The organism is Desulfosediminicola flagellatus, from assembly GCF_005116655.2.
GTDB lineage: Bacteria > Desulfobacterota > Desulfobulbia > Desulfobulbales > Desulfocapsaceae > Desulfopila > Desulfopila flagellata.
This window is the reverse complement of sequence record NZ_CP050698.1, coordinates 470,225-489,575: the sequence shown is the minus strand read 5'-3', so window position 1 is coordinate 489,575 and position 19,351 is coordinate 470,225. Positions and strand designations below refer to the sequence as shown.

Genomic DNA, 19,351 nt, shown 5'->3' with positions numbered 1-19,351 from the left:
AAAAGAAAGTGTTGACAAAAACCCTACAAACTAGCATATTCATGCCCGTTGTCGCTGCCGAAGTGGCGGAATTGGTAGACGCGCTAGGTTCAGGGTCTAGTGGGGGTATCCCCGTGGAAGTTCGAGTCTTCTCTTCGGCACCAAATTGATAAAGGGTTGCAATCTTAATGATTGCAACCCTTTTCTTTTTATATTGATGCTCATTAAAATCCTCCTGTAATCCTTCATTGTCATACATTTTTAAATTGCCATCCTGAACAGCCTAAACTCAACCTGACATCTTACGGGTTGTTTATCAATATTTAGTATCAGGTCTCTGCTATCGCACTAACGCCTTGCGAAATTTTCCTCCTGAAAACTGGATGCCGTATATCACGAATATCCTTTTCCCGCAATCAGAGTTAACCCGAAAGCTGAAAGCTGAAAGCTGAAAGCTGAAAGCTGAAAGCTGAAAGCTGAAAGCTGAAAGCTGAAAGCTGAAAGCTGAAAGCTGACGTGTAACGACACTTGACGTAATTCTCCAAACTCAACATGCATTACTAATGCCGTCATCCCGTGATTTATCTAATATATGTTCATTACGTTACCAGACCTACAACAGCTAATTAACAAGTGAACAATAACAACCCTTTTCCAATTGCCAATAAAACCTGCAAACTAATCAGGAATTGCTTGATATTTTCATAAATTTCAGCCAAAGTGGAATCCACATTAGTCAACTGCAATGATATCAAACTACAAAGTTGACCTGATCCTCTACTACAGCTCCTTAGCACCTCCTCCTATACCACCTTCATGTTTTTCACCTCCAACCTTAAGCCTTGCTTAATATATTCATTTAATTTATCTTGCAAATCAAAAATATTTATACCTTTCGTTTCAACTCCTCTTTACTTCCTTTTTCTGCGCAAAACGAAATTCCTAACAACACAACGTATCTTCATATCACTATTTCTTATAGTTTAATTCAATAATTATTAAGGCTTCAGGTTGACGCCCTCCTCCTTTCAGTTTCATAACAATGCCATATAAATGTGAAAGTATAATAAGTTACACGCCACCATTCTACTTTTTTGCTCTAATCCTAGTGCTTGACGCCACATGCAAAACACCCTATGATGGTGCTCTCAAACACTATCATCGGCCTTTACGGATTGGCAGATGGAGCAAATATTTTTTTTAACAATTAAGGAGTCAAGAATGCTTGAGCTCAAGAAAGGTGCTGATATTCTTGAAGTTATCGGCGGCATCACTACAGCCGATGCAGCCAAAGCGATTTTAGCAGAGAATCTTGATGCAACAAATCAGGAAAAACTCGCGAAGATAAAGAACCCTGAGGCGCTGATAAAGGTGGCAAATGCTATCTCAATGTGTTCTCCAGCCTCGGTATTCGTCAACACAGGAAGTGCTGACGACCAGCAGTGGATACGTGAATACTCTCTTGAAAAAGGTGAAGAGAAAAAGCTTGCAAAGGATGGACACACCATCCACTTCGATTTGCCTCAGGATCAGGCTCGTCTCGTTAATCAGACCTTCTATATTATAAATGAAGGTGAACAAATGAGTTCTCTCGCCAAATCTCTTCTTCGGGATGAAGCGATGCACTACGTGAGAGAGTATATGCGTGGGGTTATGGCCGGTAAAGTCATGATGGTAGGTTTTTACAGTCGTGGACCAGTAGGCGCTGAAGCTGCCATTCCTGCGATTGAAATCTCATCATCCGGTTACGTTTTACACTCTGCCGAACTCCTTTACAGGAACTGCTTCAGTGATTTTGACAACGAAGTTGAAAGAGCAGGTCTTTTTTATACAAACGTTCATGCTGAAGGTAACAACACTCCTGAAGATGTGCCTAATGCGCGAATCCTGATGGACAGAAGCTGGCAGACAACATTTTCCACATTCTGTACGTACGCCGGCAACACCCTTCTTCTTAAAAAAGGTAACCACCGCTTCTCAGTAGACTACGCTACATATTACAAACTTGGTGAACAGATATCTGAACACATGTTCATTACTGGCATGACTGGTCCCAATGGCCGAAAAACCTTCTTTGCCGGCGCGGCACCTTCCGGCTGCGGTAAAACCACTACCGCAATGGTTGGTACCGACTTCGTAGGTGATGACCTTGCCCAGATGTGGATCGCAGATGATGGAACATTACGAGCAATTAATCCGGAAAAAGGAATCTTTGGTATCGTCGAAGATGTAAACCGTGAAGGTGACCCGTACCTTATGGATTGTCTGCGCGGTGATGACACAGAGGTTATATGGTCTAATGTGCTCATTGATGACAAAGGTGTTCCTCACTGGGTTGGCAATGGAGAACAGGCACCTGAACGCGGAACCAACTTTCAAGGTGAGTGGTGGGCAGGGAAGACAGATGCCGACGGCAAAGCAATCCCTATGTCTCACAAGAATTCTCGATGTACACTTCTTGCATCAGCGATTGCCAACCATGCCACAGAAGTTGCAGAAGACCCTGCAGGGGCTCCAATTAAAGTAATAACCTATTCGGGTCGTGATGCAGATACAATGCCTCCTGTATGGGTAGCTAAATCTATGGACGAAGGTGTAATCATTGGCGCCTCCATTGTTTCACAAGCGACCGCTACCGAGATAGGCACAACAGGTGTTAGACGACAGCCATGGGCCAATGCTCCGTTCATCCCCGGTTCTCTCTCAGACTACATGAAGGCACAATTCACCTTCTTCAACTCCCGAAAATTCTCGGATGCCGGTCGTCCTATCATGGCTGGCCTCAACTACTTTCTTACCCATGCCAATCGCGGTAGTTCAGGCAAAGGATTACTTGGTGAGAAAAAAGATGTCCGAGTCTGGTTGGGATGGCTTGATCTCTATGCTCATGGTGATGTAGAGGCTATAGAAACACCAATTGGTATGCTGCCGAAATATGAAGACCTCAAACCTCTTTTTACCGCTATTGATAAAGACTACCCCAAAAGCCTTTATGATTTGCAGTTCGCAATCTACACTGACAATATTATAAAACGTATAGAATTGCAGACTGAAGCTTACTCACATGAGACAGACATACCTGTTGAATTATATAATGTTTACCGCCATCAAAAAGAAGCATTACTCGCATTAAAAGAACAATTCGGGCCTGTAATTGCAATTGATGACCTTAGCTAAATCTGTTCTTTACCTGTCACAAAAAGCCAGCAAGGTTTACCTTGCTGGCTTTTTTTTTAAATTCCATGCAAAACTCGCACTTCCTTTTTACCTATTGTTGTTCAATCATTGACGGCTACTCTCCACCTACATATTATAACCGCATAAATATATTTTTTTATTCATAATTATCTCCAAAGAGTCGTTAAACGTATGACCATAGACGAAAGAGACATCATCACCAGTGATGAGCCTTCAGGAAATCTTCCTGTAATATCAACGTATGAACACGATAAGCTTCACACCTTATCACTTGTTCTCTCTTCAGTCGGCATACACCACAAAATCTCAGGTTCCCCCGCACATGGCTGGCATATTCATGTTGACAAGAAGGATCACAGCCAGGCAGTATTCCAGATCGACACGTATACGAGCGAGAATAAAAATTGGCCTGTCATTGATCAGGAAGACAATTCATTTACTCCGATTTTCCGTGTACAAAGTATGTTGATACTTTCCTGCCTGATTTGCATCTTCTCACTTACTGGCACATGGTCAAGCAATTCTCTCTGGTTTGAGAAAGGTGCAATAGACTCAGCTCTAATACTTTACAATCACGAATACTATCGACTTATTACAGCCCTAACACTTCATGCCGACATTGTTCACCTAATGGGCAACTGTATTCTTGGAGGTTTTCTACTACATTTCTATTTTCTCTTACTAGGCAACGGAATAGGCCTATGGGCCCTACTCATATCTTCTGTATCGGCCAACTACCTCAACGTCCTTGGCCATGGCGCAGGTCATCACTCTATTGGATTTTCAACTGCGGTTTTCTCAGTAATCGGTATCCTGTCAGCGTTAAATTATAAGCATTATAAGTTTAGCCGACCTGCACGAATTGTGCTCCCGCTGATGGCAGGAGCAACAATGCTCGCATTTCTGGGAAGCGGAGGGGAACGTACGGACCTTGGCGCTCACTTCTTCGGTTTAATCACCGGACTAGTTACCGGAATAATTCTGGGATTCAAACAAATCTTCAACTTAAGACATTCATTCTCGTTACAGTTGTTTCTCGCTGTTACCGGCTTCTTTTGCCCGGTACTTGCGTGGTACCTCGCCTTGTCATAAGCTCAACCTTAGACACTTCAGATGAATCATGTTGAAATAATGATATGATTTGGTAGCATTCTATTCATTAAATACTTACCATTGTAATCGATAAAATTTTCTAGAGTTTTACACATTCACATCCTGATACCCGTAATCGATACTGTAAATCAACGGTTCGACCGGTAATCAGGTAAAACAGTTCAGGAGAAATATTTATGTCCATGCAGGATCAACAACCTCCTTGGGGCAGAAAAAAAGGGCCTCAAACACCGGAGGAAATGGTTGCACAGCTAATTAAGAAGCTGCAGGATTTCTTCTCAGAAGAAAAAAAGCAGGGCCCAGGGGGAACACAGCCTCCTAAAAAGCCTTCCAATCCATTTGCCGGTATTACTAAATTTCTCGCAATAGCAGCAATTTTTCTATTATTGCAGGGTGCCTTCTCATCAGTATTCAAGATTCAGCCAGGCGAAGTTGGAGTAATCCTAACGCTTGGTAAATATTCGAGAACAACTCAATCAGGCCTCCACTTCAAACTCCCATATGTTGAAAGTCTGTACAAAGTCAATGTAGAAGAGATTCAGAAACAGGAATTTGGCTTTCGTACACGTTTCCCCGGGCAGCAGAGCACCTTTGACAGACGTAATTATGACATGGAATCTCTCATGCTCACTGCTGATAAAAACGTCATCAACGTCGCCTGGATTGTTCAGTATAAAATCTCAGACCCATACCTCTATCTCTTTAAGATAAAAGATGTCAAACAAGCAGTTCATGACGCTTCTGAAAGTGTAACCCGTCGTATAGTCGGTAATATGGATTTTGATTACGTACTGAGTAATCGAGACCTGCTTGCAGCTTCTGTAAAACAGGAATTGCAGTCAGAACTTGACAACCTAGAGTCAGGTGTTGCTCTTGTTACTGTTCAGTTTCAGGATATTAATCCCCCAGACATGGTTAAACCCGCTTTTAATGAAGTGAACGAAGCTGATCAGGATATGAAAAGACTGGTCAATGAAGCACAGGAAACATATAACCGGGTCATTCCTAAAGCACGCGGTAGTGCAAAACAGACGATCGAGGAAGCCCGAGGCTATGCATCAGAACGTTTGAATGACGCAAAAGGTCAGTCCGGGCGTTTTCTTGATATTCTTAAAGAATATAGAAACGCTCCCGATGTCACACGAAAACGCATGTATTTAGAATCCATGCAAGGAATCCTTCCAGGTGTCGAGAAGATTTATGTAATCGATAAAGACCAACAGTCTCCCATACCTCTCCTGAACTTAACCGGAGCACAAGGGTTAACTGCACCTCAGAAAAACTAGTGTGATACAAAAAGGATGCTCAGATGAAACAGATACTCCAGTTTTTACTCGTCGGCCTCGTTTTAATGGCCGTCTTGGTAGTTTATGATGGTTTTTATATATTAGAAGAAGGCAAGCAGGTTGTTGTTACTCAATTTGGTGCCCCTGTTGGTGACCCTGTGACAGAAGCAGGACTGCACCTGAAAATGCCATTTCTTCAGCAGACAAACCACTTCGAAAAAAAGATACAGATCTGGGATGGTGATCCTAACCAGATTCCGACTAACGACAAGACTTTTGTATTTCTCGACGTTACGGCAAGATGGAGAATTACCGATGCCCTCAGATACTTACAGGCAGTAGGCGGTTCTGAATCCAGGGCGCAATCACTTCTCGATGATATTATCGGTGGAACAGTCCGGGATATGGTCAACAAAAACAATCTGATTGAGATTGTTCGCAGCTCTGACTGGTCTGAGGCCACAATGTCAGTTGGTATCAGTGCCGAATCCATGGGCACCAAACCGGTAATGGGTAGAGACAAGATCGCTGATATCATTCTTAAAATCGCAGCTCAGGCAACCCCTCAATATGGTATTGAGCTTATCGATGTCATGATTAAGCGTGTTAACTATATTGAGTCTGTACGTACAAAAGTATACGACAGAATGATCTCTGAACGAAAACGTATCGCTGCCGAAAAACGCTCTAAGGGTGAGGGGCAAAAGGCTGAGATTCTTGGTACAGTGGAGAAGGAACTCAAGGAAATAATGTCAGGGGCAAATCGTGAAGCGGTTACCATCAAAGGTAAAGCTGATGCTGAAGCCACCAAGATTTATGGTCTCGCTTACTCACAGGACGCAGACTTCTATGAGTTCCTCAAAACTCTTGAGAGCTATGAAAAAATCATCGGTGCCAATACGTCCCTAATCCTGTCTTCTGAATCCGAGTTGTACAAATATTTAAACAACGTAGAGGGCAAGTAACCCTGTATTGAGCTGTACATCTAAAAGGGATTCTGTTATTTAACAGAATCCCTTTTTTTATATCGTAATCATCTAAAGGCTCAACACTATTTCTTTTTATCAAGACCATCACTTGTACCAGGATAAGCTGGCGTCTGTTCAGAATCGTAAGGTACACGGCCTTTAGAATCGAGCAAATCCTGAAATTCCTCCACCTGTTCATCATCATCCAAACTCTCAACATCCAGTTTTTCAAACCTGCAATTACATTTACAGAGCTGCCCATCACACCACGGACAGATTTCAACCGGGCAACCAAGCAAATGGAACTCTCCGACAAGTACACCACAGGCAGGACATGCAGCAGCTTTCTCCTTAACACCAAATTCTTTCAATTCATTAATCGGCCCACAACTCTTTATGAACTCTTCGTGTGAAGAATGTGCAAAGTAATTGAGTATCTCCCTTGGGGTTTCATCTTTAGCAAATTCACCCAAAATATGGGCCTCTCCTTCTGTAACAACTACAGTATAGGTATGGTTCGCAGTGTACAGAGCAAGTAACGTTACTCCCTGAAGGGAATCAATGCGTCCAATGCGATTAACCGCCTCCTCCCTGGCCTCCGGCAGCACTTTGTAAAACTCGAGAAGTGCAGCAAGAGCAATTGGATTATCTAGATATTTTTGAAGCAACTCCTTTGCTGGTATTCGTTGTTCTTCTACAACACCATATTCAATAAACAGTTCTATTTCAGAAACAAGTTTATCCTGTGTAATCTCAGGTAGCAACATCAGTCAACCCCATCCATTCTATTACGTTTTTCACGAATCTTTTTTTGCCATTTTTCCGTTTCTGCTGCCATATCTGCTGCCTGACTTATTGCAGTTACAACTGCGATCCTTCTGACACCAGCCCCAAGTAACTCATCGATATGGGCAAATTTAATTCCCCCCATTACTGTAAAAGGTAAGCTACAAGCCGATGTATATTCAGCAATTGCCTTGGACCCAAGAAAATTATGCAATCCCTCTTTAGTGGCAGTCTGATATATAGGTCCAACATTATAGTAAGATACACAGGAAGTACCTGTATTGACTTCATCCGCAAGAGCCAGAACCTGTTCTTTTGTATTGCAGGAGTGACCAATTATCATATCAGGTGCAAGCTTTCGTAACTCAGAAGGTGGAAGATCACCCTGCCCGACATGTATTCCATCAGCATCAGAAAGAAGCGCAATATCCAACCTGTCATTGACAAGAAATAATGCACCGGCTTCACGTGTTTTAGTTCTGAAATAGTTTGCTTTCTCAAGAAACAGATTATCTTTGCTTTCCTTGTCTCGAAGCTGAACAATTTTTGCTCCACCAGACAAAACCTGATCTAACCATTCTCGATCTCCACGACCATGAGTGAGCGAGTCACAGGTTACTGGATAGACGCAAACTTCATCGATAAATTGTTGCATCCTTGCCATATAGACATCGTGATTTTCAACTCTAAAAGTGTTTATCATAGCTCTAATATATTAAGATACCGGCTGGGGAACCGGAGATTAAATTCAATTATTCAAGGGTAATACCATCAAACCAAAGCTGGATATTTAAAAGATAAATTGCTAATTTAAATTTTTTATACTATAGTGTACTTCGATTGATGGAAAATATGGCCCTCGCATGAACACCTGAAGCACTTCCGCTCTAGCGTCATGCCAACCTACCGGGCTAGCTCCTTCCGGCACCACAACTCATGCATCCAGACACACTCATTGTACTGTAATCGCACCGTCTGTGCATCATTTGTTACCCTTCACGCTGCCGGATATAATTATGAAGTGTGTGTAACCACCGAATGGTCACCGTTTCAACAACTATGAGGTACGCCTATGTCTCAAAATTTCGCGCAACTTTGCCTGGACGGGCAAACATATACCCTTCCCATTGTGGAAGGAACAGCTGGTGAAAAAGCAATAGATATTAGAAACTTACTGAAAGAAACGGGATATATAACCCTCGATTCCGGTTATATGAATACCGGTTCCTGCACCAGTGCCATTACCTATCTCGACGGTGCTCAGGGTATTTTGAATTATCGTGGTTATGCCATTGAAGATCTTGCAGAAAATTGCCAGTTTATTGAAGTTGCCTATCTCATACTTAACGGTGATTTGCCAAATTTCGGAGAACTCGAACAATTCAAAAGGGATATGAAACGGTTTGCCCTGATTCATGAAGACATGATTCATTTCTTTGATCATTTCCCGCCCAATGCATCCCCGATGTCAATACTCTCAACAATGGTCGGATCATTACATAACTACTACCCAGAAATGGATGACGAGGAAGACCCTTATGGCGGCATCACAGTAACTACCGCCCGATTACTCTCTAAAATCCGTACCATTGCCGCGTTTTCGTATAAGAAAAGTATTGGCCATCCGCTTGTTTATCCTAATGCAAAGCTTAATTACTGCCAAAACTTTCTCAACATGATGTTTGATAGACCGAACATGCCTTACGTCATAAAACCTGAAGTAGCTTCTGCACTTAACAAGCTCCTTATTCTCCACGCTGACCACGAGCAGAACTGTTCGACCTCAACTGTTCGACTTGTTGGAAGTGCTGGCGTAAACCTCTATGCCTCGATCTCTGCTGGTGTAAACGCCCTCTGGGGACCGCTGCACGGTGGTGCAAACCAGGCAGTACTTGAAATGCTTGAGCTTATCTATGCAGATGACTGCAACTACGACAAGTACATAAAGAAAGCAAAAAACAAAGAGGATTCCTTCAGACTCTCCGGTTTTGGTCATCGTGTCTATAAAACGTTCGACCCACGTGCGCGCATAATCAAAAAAGCATGCCACGAAGTGCTTGAAACCCTGGATATTCAAGACCCATTACTTGATGTAGCGCTTGAGCTTGAAAGACGTGTAAAGAACGATGATTACTTCCAAACACGCAACCTTTACCCTAACGTGGATTTCTATAGTGGAATCATCTATAGAGCCATCGGAATCCCGACCAACATGTTTACAGTAATGTTTGCCCTCGGCAGATTACCTGGCTGGATTGCGCAATGGCGTGAAATGAAAGAAGATAAAGTGAATTCAAGAATAGGAAGACCTCGTCAGATATATACAGGTCTTACCCTAAGACCGTTTCTCCCTATGCATGAGCGATAATAAGTAATCAGTTGCATACTATAGAAAAAGGGAGTGACCGTCCATCCGGCTCGCTCCCTTTTTCATTTACCCTTTAGCGAGGCTTTTCCCTACTTCAACATTAACAACCAGCGGAACATCCAGTTCCATTGCTCCCTCCATAGCATCCCTAATCACCCGAGTAGCCTGATCGATGACATTTTCAGGTACTTCAAACACCAGTTCATCATGAATCTGAAGAAGCATTTTAGCTGGGATATTCTCTTTGAGCAGAGCAGCTTCCACCTTGAGCATTGCCAGCTTGATAATATCAGCAGCGGTACCCTGAATCGGTGTATTTATTGCCATACGCTCGGAAAATTCACGACGCATTTTGTTTTTGGCATCAATCTCAGGCACACCTCTTCGCCTGTTAAGAAGTGTGGTAACAAACCCATCTTCTCGTGCACGATCAACAATATCCCCCATAAACTGTTTAACCCCGGAGTAATGCTGAAAGTACCTATCTATAAAATTCTGAGCTTCCTTCCTGCTGATATTAAGTTGGCTGGATAAACCGAAAGCACTCATGCCATACACAATCCCAAAGTTAATGCTTTTGGCAATACGTCGCATATCAGGCGTGATGAATAACGGTGACACTCCGAAAATCTGGGCTGCAGTTCGGGCATGAATATCTGCACCACCATTAAAGGCCTCAAGAAGTGCAGCATCCTGAGAGTAATGTGCCAGTACCCTGAGATCTATCTGTGAATAATCGGCAGAAATAAAGAGACATCCTTTTGCCGGGATAAATGCCTGACGAATCTTATGCCCATCCTCACCCTTTATCGGGATATTCTGCAAATTCGGGTTTGTACTCGACAAACGGCCTGTTGCGGTAACAGCTTGATTAAACGAAGTATGAATCCTTCCGGTGATGGTATCCCGTAAACTGGAAAGTTTTTCAACATAGGTCGTTTGCAACTTCGTAAGGGTTCGATATTCCAGCACCAATGCTGGCAAAGGGTGTTTTGGGGCGAGCTTCTCCAACACCTTAACATCAGTGGAATACCCGGTTTTCGTTTTTCGGCCATGCGGGAGTTCCAACTCTTCAAAGAGAATCTGGCCCAGCTGACGAGGCGAATTAATATTAAAGGGCTTACCTGAAAGCTCATAAATCTTCGCTTCAATATCCTCTAGCTTAGCAGCAAATTCAATTGAAAGCTTTTTCAGAATGTCATCGTCTATGCATATACCCTCTACCTCCATTGCGGCTAGCACTGGTATGAGCGGCATCTCAAGATCATAAAACAATCCATCCAGATCTTTATCAATCAGTTGTTCCTGAAACTCGTTCCAAAGTATGATTGCCCCGTAAACATCCTCACAACTATAATTAGTAGCTTCTTCCAATCCGACATATGCGAAACAGTCTTCACGCTTGTCATTGCCAACAACTTCCTTAAAAGGAGTTAGCCGAATGCCCCGCTCAAAGCAAAGATCATCAAGCTTCAGTGAACGCCCGGGAACCTCTAAGAGATGAGCAGCAACCATAGTATCAGCAAGCTGACCACCAAGCTCGACACCCCATTGTTGCTTAAGCACGGTATAATCATACTTTAGGTTATGAGCGACCTTCATGACAGACCCGGCGACTAAAAGCGGTGTGAGCGTATCTCTCACCACACTTTCAGGCAGCTGACCAGGTTGAAGTGAGCCATCGTCATTCAAATGTCCAACAGGTATATACCATGCCTTTTCAGGGTCTGAACATAATGAGACCCCAACCAGTTTGGCTGTTCTCGCATCAAGTGAAGTTGTTTCAGTATCAACAACCAGAGTATCTTTTTGAAGCAACTCAGCAACTACGCTTTCAAGTTGAGCTTCATTGTTCACAATTGTAAATTTCTCTGTCGATATTTTCTCGGAAGTATCAATCTCTTTTAAAAAGGAACTAAATTCCAGCTCAGAAAACAAGGCCGCAAGTTTTTCATCATCGCCATCCTGTAATGTGTAATCATTTACATCAGTCGGGATCTCTGCATCATATTTCAGTGCAATCAGATCTCTGGAAAGATACGCAAGCTCCTTGTTCTCTATGATCTTGTCCTTCATCTTGGACTTTTTCAACGATTCTACACCAGCATATAAACCATCTAATGAGCCAAACTCAGCGATCAACTTTTCGGCAGTTTTCGGCCCGACCCCGGGAACCCCGGGAATGTTATCTGCACTGTCACCAATGAGTGCAAACATATCGAGAAGTTTTTCTGGTTTAACGCTGTATTTCTCTTCCACTGCAGCGATATCCATGAGCTTATCCTTCATGGGATCCCACATGGATACAGACTCATTAACGAGCTGGAGTAGATCCTTATCACCGGATACAATTATTACATTGTACCCGAGTGCACTTAGTGATACCGAAGCGGATGCAATAATATCATCGGCCTCTATGCCAGACTCTTCAATAGAGAGAATGTTAGAAGCAGAAACATATTCTTTGATGTGCGGAATCTGCTCAGCCAGGTCATCAGGCATTTGTGGCCTGTTAGCTTTATATTCAGGGTACATTTCATGACGAAACACCTTCCCTTTGCTGTCAAATGCCACAGCAAGAAATTTCGGCGCTTTCTCACGAATAAGTTTTCGAATTATGTTAATAAAACCAAAGACAGCATTGGTTTGTGCACCCTTACTGTTAGCTAACGGCTTAACAGCATGATATGCTCGATAAATATACGCACTACCATCTATTAGATAGACATCCTCTTTCACTGGATATAACTCCTTTCCTGTATTTTCCAGAACAATTATTTGCCACGACTATCTATACCCGATCAATAGTCTTAAAGCATGTGCAATTCATTCTCTGAGAATTTCAAGGTTTGACAAATCAATCTCATTCAATTGTACTTCACCGATCATGAGCGATGGCGTAAAACTGTTTTCTATCAACCTGAAATCAAGGTTTTTCCCAGAGTGAATCTCTGCAATATTGTAGATTAGGGAAATACACACCAATAAAAAAAGGCCTCGGACGATTTCTCGCCCGAGGCCCTCTTTGACTGTCTATTTCAAATAAGAAAAGTTAACGTGCCGGCCTGACCCATGAAGCCTGTGGGCCTTTATCACCACGGGTTTCACCATAGAGAACACTATCACCTTCTGCAAGTTGCTCCATGTCAACGTTTTTTAGTGCATTTTCGTGAAAGTAAATATCCCTGTTATCAAACGAGGTAATAAATCCATAGGATTCAAACGGAGAGAGTTTTCGGATCACTCCCACTTTGTCGGTTTCTGCGGTGTTGGGGGTTTTGATGTTTTTTCTTTTTTTGCGAACTTTCTCTTTAAGCTGTAGTGCTAAAACATCGAACGCTTCGGTAAGCAGTGGTCGTACAGTTTCTCCTCTTTTGACTACCACAACAGTATCAGTTGGAATTGTGGCAATCAGTTTGATCTCAAACCCTCCTTCCTTATGGTGAGTAGTAGCTTCGATAGAGACGCGAAGGTGAAGGACAAGACCCGCATAATGCTTTACAAGCTTTTCTTTCTCCTCTTCGATTTTCGTCTGCCATCCTTTACGTAACTCAACATTCCGGGCTTCGATCTTCAGTTCCATATATTTCCTCCGATTGATGCTCCGACAAAGGCATTCCAGCCAATGTCTACCGCATGCACCTGCAGGTGCATTCCCTGGTGAACCAGGCTGCCGAGGCTTACAGAGAAACCTGGCAACACAAAATGAAATTGTGCATCTTGGCTCACTCTGACTATTATTATATTTCCATTAATCGGAGAATCAAGGCAGGTTTCTCAGTTTACCTTCAGGTAATGGTCCTAGAAGAAGAAATTCCCGTCATTTGTTCCCAGCTATAGCGATTCCAATTTAAATACAGTAAAATGTTTGCGACTTCTTAGCAGCCTACCAATCTTCTTATTCCAAGATCCGGAGATTCAATGAAAAACTCGCCAACCGGCATTCTGTTGCTCAATATGGGTGGCCCGGATTCTCTTGAAGATGTCCCAGGGTTTCTTTTCAACCTTTTCTCCGACAGAGAGATAATACGCCTCGGCCCAGCCTTTCTGCAAAAGCCTCTGGCCTGGTTTATTTCACGCAGACGCTCCCCGAAAAGCCAAAACATTTACAGAAAAATTGGGGGATCTTCCCCCTTACGAAGAATTACTGAGGAACAGGCTTCAGCACTTGGCAGGACTCTAGCCCATGATGGTGACTTCATTATTAAAGTGGCTATGCGCTACTGGGAGCCAAGTGCAAAGGAGGCCGTTGTTCAAATGCGTGATATGGGCATAGAGAGAATTATCGCCCTCCCTCTATACCCACATTATACAAAAGCAACATCGGGATCGTCACTCAACGATCTTCGCAAAGCCTGTTCAACAGTTGCACCGCATATCGTTTTAAACGAAATATCTTCCTGGCCAACTGAGCCTCACTACATTAAAGCCTTGGCCAAAAGAATCTCAGAAGGTGTCAAATCTTTTGCAGAACAGCCATTTCAACTCGTCTACAGCGCCCATAGTCTTCCAGTATCCTTCATACAGCAGGGCGACCCGTACGTTGACGAACTGAATAAAACAATTTTTGAGATCGAAAAACTCACAGGAATAGCTGGCAAACTCTGCTATCAGAGTAGAAGCGGACCTGTAGAATGGTTGTCTCCATCCACATCCGACATGATCCAAACACTGGCAGATACAGGTTGTAAAAACATCCTCATGATGCCGATTAGTTTTGTCTCAGACCATGTGGAGACGCTATATGAGATAGACATGCAGTTTAAGGAGGAAGCGGAAACACTCGGCATGCGTCTTGAATCGACACCAGCGCTAAATTGTGATCCACTCTTTATAGAAGGTTTGCGAGAACTGGTTCTGGAACAATTACAGTAAGCAAGCTGACCCATAAGCATCAGCTTGCTTATTCTCTTTCGGATCTGCTAAATCAATTATCTCCACCGTGAGAAGGCTGGAATCTGCGCATCCGCACGTTCATCAAAATCCCTAAAGCAAGCATCGTTGTTAGCAATGATGAACCTCCATATGAAACCAAAGGAAGCGGGATTCCCACCACAGGAAGAAATCCAAGAATCATCAAAAGGTTGATGACAGCCTGCCAGAAGATCAGCATCACCACGCCAAAAGCCAGTAATACACCGAACCTGTCTCTTGCATACATCGCTGTATACAGCCCCCAGAAAAGCAGAAAAAAATAACAGCCTAGAAAAAAGAGACAACCTACAAATCCCCACTCTTCCCCCCAGACAGAAAACGCAAAATCTGTATGCCTTTCCGGCAGGAAGTGCAAATGCCCCTGAGTGCCTTCCATATAGCCTTTGCCGAGTTTTCCACCGCTGCCTACAGCGATCTTTGACTGCATGATCTGATAACCATGCCCCATCTGGTCTGCCTCGGGATTCAAAAACGTCTGAATGCGTTGCTTTTGATATGGACGTAAAAGTTTTTCCCAGGCAAAAATCACTACAGCAATACCAGTACCACCTAGCGTCGCGATGGTAGAAAATTTCATTTTGACAAATAGCGTCATCGACACAAAAATAATACCAAGCATCAGCGCAGTGCCTAGATCAGGTTGCAGAAGAATCAGCACAAACGGAATAGCTGTCAGGACTATAGGCATAACAAGCTGTTTGAGTGAATATCCGTCAATCACTTCTTTGCGTGAATAATAACTGGCTAGAGATATAACAAGCATCAGCTTGGCTGGTTCCGACGGTTGCAATTTAAAAAATCCTAAATTAATCCACCTCTGAGCCCCACCAGCCTGACTTCCTGCAAAATATGCGAACAACAAAAGTGCTGTAATCGTAATATATAACGGATAATTTAAAATATGCAGATCCTGATAATCAAAACACAGAATGACTAGACAAAAACTAAAACCTATTAAAAAGAATACAGCCTGCTTGAAGTATGGTGGTGAACCATATGGCTTAGGTGGATATGAGGCACTGTACAAGTTAAAAAGCGCCATTGCACACACCAGCAAAATAAGAAGGAGCAACACAAAATCGAAATTTGCAATAAGCCTCCTGTCTATGCGCATCATATACACTCCCTCATCACATGCTGATCAGCACAGAATTCTATCATTAAATTATTGGACTTTTTCAGATTCATCAGCTTTAAGCTTTTCTAGTTTCTCTCGAAAATATTCCTCAAACAAAGCTTTGGCGATAGGTCCTGCTCCAGAACCACCATGCAAGCCATGTTCAACAAGAACTGTTACCGCTATTTCCGGGTCATCAGCCGGGGCAAATGCGGTAAACCATGCATGATCGCGATATTTGTACGGTATTTCATCATCACGCAGGCCTCTATACCTTGAGACCTTCACAACCTGTGCTGTCCCTGTCTTTCCTGCCATTTTAAGACCATCTATTGCCAATTTCCGTGCTGTTCCTTTCTTACCGTGGACGACCTCTACCATCCCTTCACGGACAAGTTGCATATGCCACGGATTCACTTCGTAATCGTATTCGACAATAGGCTCAAGTTGCTCAATAACTTTCCCATCAGGATCAATCACCTTTTCAACAACCTGTGGCTTCATGCGTTTACCATTGTTAGCCATTGCAGCGGTCATTACATTGATCTGCAATGGCGTGGTCAGGTTATATCCCTGACCAATGGCGACGGAAAGCGTTTCACCCTCATGCCATTTCTGGTTATAACGTTTCCTCTTCCAGTCCTTAGTCGGAACAAGACCTGCTTTTTCATGTTCCAGCTCAACGCCTGTACGTTGTCCAAGTCCGAATTTTTTAGCAAATTCAGCTAGGGCATCAACACCGACCCACTGGCCAACCTGATAGAAATAGACATCACAAGATTCACCAAGGGCACGTTTTAAATCTACTGCGCCATGCCCACTGTGCTTCCAGCAGCGGTATGTTCTGTTACCAAATGCATAATATCCAGGACAATACATCACTGTATCTTTGTCTATAACACCAAGCGCCAGGCCAGCCAGCGCAGTAATCATTTTATACGTTGAACCGGGTGGGTACGCTGCCTGTACAACCTTATTCAACAGGGGATTCCTGATGTTATCACGCAATGCGTTCCAGTTTTTATAGGAAATTCCGCCAATGAATTCGTCAAGGTGAATAGGAGGACTGGATACCAAAGTCAGAAGGCGTCCTGTTTTCACTTCCATCGCTACCACTGCCCCGGCTTTTTCACCTTCGGCCATCAAACCTTCGGCTATCTGTTGCAGATCAACATCAATCGTAAGATGTATTTCACGCCCAGGCAAAGGGTCCAACCGCTTAAGCTGGTTTCTCTCAAACCCTCGTGCATCGACCTCGGTGAATCGCTGTCCCTTTCCGCCCCGCAAATCCGCTTCGCGCAACCGTTCAATTCCGCTTTTTCCTATGAGATCGGTCCCGCTGTAAATTTCTCTATCTGACTTCTCGAGTTCTTTTTTACTAATTATCCCAAGATAACCCAGAGAATTTGCGGCAAGATCTTTATAGTTGTAAACGCGAACGGGTTGTACTTCTATTCTGATACCCGAAAAGTTCTGATTATGATTTTCAAGATAGGCCAGAGTTTCCCAATCAATATCTTCTTTTAAAGTAATAGGGAGATAACGGGGAGTACTTGAAGCATCACGTATTTGTTGCCAAAGTTCAGATATGTCAACCTTGAGTATTGGGGAAAGACGCTTGAGAACATCTTCTATATCATGAGAATCCTCTCTCATCATAACAACATTGAAAGATGGACGGTTAGTTATGATTTCTCGCCCCTTACGGTCGAGAATATGCCCTCTTGGTGGAGCAACCTCCTGAATTCTTACACGGTTACTATAGGCAAACTTCTTATACTCGTCACCATTATGGATCTGGAGGGACCACAATCGAATGATTATAAGTGAAAAAAAGATCAATATCACAGCAGCACCGCCAAGCAATCGCTTCCGTAATAGATCTACTCCCAACTCATCACGCTCGGTGAATTCTTCAACCTCTCGATAGAACAACTTCATTGTGAATATCCTGACACCTTTGAAGCGAATTAATTTATATACATAAACGCTGTGGCGTAATAACGATTCATGATTGTAGATTGTAACAGGCAATTCTCCCAAGAGATATGTTGAATTTTCTCTCTTCTATACTTCATTTTCAGATTACAATCCTGTATCTCTCTGGCTTACGTTAACCTGAAAATCAACCTAAGCAACACGCAGTTCATCACTCCACGAATCAGCCCTGAGAAGCACCTTGAGTTATAAACGCTTCCTCACTCTGCGTGCCGGACGAGAACGTGCTATTCGCATCTGCAAGTATTCATATAGACTGTTAAACAATACAAAACAGGGGATAGCTGCAAGAACCAGCAAAACTGTTTCCTGAGCTACATTTCCCCAGGACCACTGAGGGATGGCATGATCAAGCGTCAGCGAGGAAAGGAAATAGACAATCATCTGCAACAGGAAATAGCTTAAACCTACCATCGGAATCTGATAAACACTTTCCTTAACAGGACTATTTAGTGTGACAACTTTGAGGGAAATATAAACAAACAGAAATTCGAGTGGATAAATGCCGAGATTGATACCTGCCACCACATCAAAGACCCACCCGACTGTAAACACGACCAATATACCAGGAATCCATGGGAGCCTGTACGCCGCAAAGGCTACGAGCAGAAAAGCAAGGTCCGGCCTTGCAAAGCCGCCAGGCAGAAATTGCAAAACCGTCGTTTGAACAACTACAAGAATTACAGCGAGCAATAAAAAGACAAGAGTAAGTATCATGACAACCTACCTGTCTGACTCTGAATACATTTCACTCTGTACTTTCTTTCTGTCAGTAAGATCTATAAAAACAACTTCGAGCTTCTGGAAATCAACACTAGGTTTCACCTCAATCTCCTGAAACATCCCCCGCTCTTTGATACGGACTGCAGAAATTACACCAAGAGAAATGCCGGACGGGAAAATACCTCCTATACCAGCAGTAACAATATGATCGCCTTCTGAGACGTCAGCATTTTTCAGAACATACCTGAGATTATATCCTTTTTCTCCAGCACCTTTCAATATGCCACGGACTCGATTCTTCTGCACCATTGCATCTATTGCACTACTCGGTGCGTTTGCAAGTAATACCTTAGAGAAATGAGCAGAGGTGTGTATGACCTGGCCAACAACACCACCCGGACTCAAAACGACCATGCCTTCAACCACATCGTCTTCTGATCCTCTGTCAACAATGATTGTCTGAAACCAAAACGCAGGATCTTTGCCAACCACCCTACCGGTTATCAATCCAAATCCGGCATTCTGTTTAAACTCAAGTAGTTCTTCGTAATGTTTGTATTTTTGATACCCCTCTCGTCGCTCGCTCAGTTCCTGCATGTATTTGTCAACAAGCTTGTTCAATCGCTTGTTGTCTTCACGCACATCGAGCAGTGCTACATAGTCATCCTTTATATCACCGCACCACGAAAATGTTGTTGTTACAGCACTTTGTAACGGACCGACCAGATCAAGAGTGATTTGATGCAGAGCACCGAAGCGCCCACCCAACATAGAGGCAAGCAACAAAAGGCCTGCAATCAGTATTGTTGCAAAAAACAGCAACATTTTCACTGAGAGCAGGCCCGATACCCCTTTTCTACCTTTAGTACGTTTTCTCACA

At 43.2% G+C, this 19,351-nt stretch carries 14 protein-coding genes and 1 tRNA gene; 7 read left to right on the top strand and 8 right to left on the bottom strand.

The window, feature by feature from the left end; genetic code table 11:
• The first annotated feature begins 56 nt into the window (after positions 1 to 56).
• The 5 genes from FCL46_RS01990 to hflC all read left to right on the top strand — a co-directional run bounded on the left by FCL46_RS01990 (position 57) and on the right by hflC (position 6,541).
• Positions 57 to 143 (top strand) — tRNA-Leu (locus FCL46_RS01990).
• 1,057 nt (positions 144 to 1,200) lie between these two features.
• Positions 1,201 to 3,156 carry a phosphoenolpyruvate carboxykinase (GTP) gene (locus FCL46_RS01985; RefSeq protein ID WP_136810545.1) on the top strand — a complete coding sequence of 652 codons (1,956 nt, stop codon included), beginning with the start codon at positions 1,201 to 1,203 and terminating at the stop codon, positions 3,154 to 3,156.
• A gap of 192 nt (positions 3,157 to 3,348) precedes the next feature.
• Positions 3,349 to 4,269 carry a rhomboid family intramembrane serine protease gene (locus FCL46_RS01980; protein ID WP_136810544.1) on the top strand — a complete coding sequence of 307 codons (921 nt, stop codon included), beginning with the start codon at positions 3,349 to 3,351 and terminating at the stop codon, positions 4,267 to 4,269.
• A gap of 197 nt (positions 4,270 to 4,466) precedes the next feature.
• Positions 4,467 to 5,576 (top strand): FtsH protease activity modulator HflK, encoded by a 1,110-nt coding sequence (gene hflK / locus FCL46_RS01975; protein ID WP_136810543.1) that lies wholly within the window; start codon positions 4,467 to 4,469, stop codon positions 5,574 to 5,576.
• A gap of 23 nt (positions 5,577 to 5,599) precedes the next feature.
• Complete coding sequence (gene hflC / locus FCL46_RS01970; protein WP_136810542.1) at positions 5,600 to 6,541, top strand: protease modulator HflC; 942 nt, start codon at positions 5,600 to 5,602, stop codon at positions 6,539 to 6,541.
• Between the two features lie 86 nt (positions 6,542 to 6,627).
• Here hflC and FCL46_RS01965 read toward each other — a convergent pair whose 3' ends face one another.
• Complete coding sequence (locus tag FCL46_RS01965) at positions 6,628 to 7,311, bottom strand: hypothetical protein (RefSeq protein ID WP_136810541.1); 684 nt, start codon at positions 7,309 to 7,311, stop codon at positions 6,628 to 6,630.
• Entirely contained in the window at positions 7,311 to 7,994 is a 684-nt protein-coding gene (gene thiE, locus FCL46_RS01960) for a thiamine phosphate synthase (RefSeq protein ID WP_228723310.1), read from the bottom strand. Before thiE ends, FCL46_RS01965 begins: the two co-directional genes overlap by 1 nt.
• Positions 7,995 to 8,402: 408 nt before the next feature.
• Between thiE and FCL46_RS01955 the strand changes: the two genes are divergently transcribed.
• Entirely contained in the window at positions 8,403 to 9,698 is a 1,296-nt protein-coding gene (locus FCL46_RS01955; RefSeq protein WP_136810539.1) for a citrate synthase, read from the top strand.
• A gap of 66 nt (positions 9,699 to 9,764) precedes the next feature.
• Here the strand turns inward: FCL46_RS01955 and polA are convergent, their stop codons facing one another.
• Together polA and FCL46_RS01945 are read right to left on the bottom strand one after the other, a co-directional pair.
• Positions 9,765 to 12,437, bottom strand: a complete 2,673-nt coding sequence (gene polA / locus FCL46_RS01950; RefSeq protein WP_136810538.1) for a DNA polymerase I — start codon at positions 12,435 to 12,437, stop codon at positions 9,765 to 9,767.
• A gap of 313 nt (positions 12,438 to 12,750) precedes the next feature.
• Positions 12,751 to 13,281, bottom strand: coding sequence for an HPF/RaiA family ribosome-associated protein (locus tag FCL46_RS01945; protein ID WP_136810537.1), 531 nt, complete (start codon positions 13,279 to 13,281; stop codon positions 12,751 to 12,753).
• A 338-nt stretch (positions 13,282 to 13,619) separates the two neighbouring features.
• Between FCL46_RS01945 and hemH the strand changes: the two genes are divergently transcribed.
• Entirely contained in the window at positions 13,620 to 14,573 is a 954-nt protein-coding gene (hemH, locus tag FCL46_RS01940; protein ID WP_136810536.1) for a ferrochelatase, read from the top strand.
• A 52-nt stretch (positions 14,574 to 14,625) separates the two neighbouring features.
• Here hemH and rodA read toward each other — a convergent pair whose 3' ends face one another.
• The 4 genes from rodA to mreC form a co-directional block, all read right to left on the bottom strand.
• A complete protein-coding gene (rodA, locus tag FCL46_RS01935) occupies positions 14,626 to 15,750 on the bottom strand; it encodes a rod shape-determining protein RodA (RefSeq protein ID WP_136810535.1) in 1,125 nt (374 codons plus the stop codon).
• Between the two features lie 48 nt (positions 15,751 to 15,798).
• Positions 15,799 to 17,691: a penicillin-binding protein 2 gene (mrdA, locus tag FCL46_RS01930; protein WP_136810534.1), complete on the bottom strand. Its 1,893-nt coding sequence runs from the start codon at positions 17,689 to 17,691 to the stop codon at positions 15,799 to 15,801.
• Positions 17,692 to 17,934: 243 nt separating this feature from the next.
• The gene (locus FCL46_RS01925) at positions 17,935 to 18,465 is read right to left on the bottom strand and encodes a hypothetical protein (protein WP_136810533.1); all 531 of its coding nucleotides are present in this window, start codon (positions 18,463 to 18,465) and stop codon (positions 17,935 to 17,937) included.
• Positions 18,466 to 18,471: 6 nt separating this feature from the next.
• Positions 18,472 to 19,350, bottom strand: coding sequence for a rod shape-determining protein MreC (gene mreC / locus FCL46_RS01920; protein WP_136810532.1), 879 nt, complete (start codon positions 19,348 to 19,350; stop codon positions 18,472 to 18,474).
• Between the last annotated feature and the right edge of the window lies 1 nt (position 19,351).

What these genes read in the sequence shown, in the direction of transcription:
- FCL46_RS01925 (WP_136810533.1), bottom strand. Translation starts at nt 18,465, where the DNA reads ATGATACTTACTCTTGTCTTTTTATTGCTCGCTGTAATTCTTGTAGTT.
- thiE (WP_228723310.1), bottom strand. Translation starts at nt 7,994, where the DNA reads ATGGCAAGGATGCAACAATTTATCGATGAAGTTTGCGTCTATCCAGTA.
- FCL46_RS01945 (WP_136810537.1), bottom strand. Translation starts at nt 13,281, where the DNA reads ATGGAACTGAAGATCGAAGCCCGGAATGTTGAGTTACGTAAAGGATGG.
- FCL46_RS01985 (WP_136810545.1), top strand. Translation starts at nt 1,201, where the DNA reads ATGCTTGAGCTCAAGAAAGGTGCTGATATTCTTGAAGTTATCGGCGGC.
- FCL46_RS01955 (WP_136810539.1), top strand. Translation starts at nt 8,403, where the DNA reads ATGTCTCAAAATTTCGCGCAACTTTGCCTGGACGGGCAAACATATACC.
- rodA (WP_136810535.1), bottom strand. Translation starts at nt 15,750, where the DNA reads ATGATGCGCATAGACAGGAGGCTTATTGCAAATTTCGATTTTGTGTTG.
- FCL46_RS01965 (WP_136810541.1), bottom strand. Translation starts at nt 7,311, where the DNA reads ATGTTGCTACCTGAGATTACACAGGATAAACTTGTTTCTGAAATAGAA.
- hflK (WP_136810543.1), top strand. Translation starts at nt 4,467, where the DNA reads ATGTCCATGCAGGATCAACAACCTCCTTGGGGCAGAAAAAAAGGGCCT.
- hemH (WP_136810536.1), top strand. Translation starts at nt 13,620, where the DNA reads ATGAAAAACTCGCCAACCGGCATTCTGTTGCTCAATATGGGTGGCCCG.
- hflC (WP_136810542.1), top strand. Translation starts at nt 5,600, where the DNA reads ATGAAACAGATACTCCAGTTTTTACTCGTCGGCCTCGTTTTAATGGCC.
- mrdA (WP_136810534.1), bottom strand. Translation starts at nt 17,691, where the DNA reads ATGAAGTTGTTCTATCGAGAGGTTGAAGAATTCACCGAGCGTGATGAG.
- FCL46_RS01980 (WP_136810544.1), top strand. Translation starts at nt 3,349, where the DNA reads ATGACCATAGACGAAAGAGACATCATCACCAGTGATGAGCCTTCAGGA.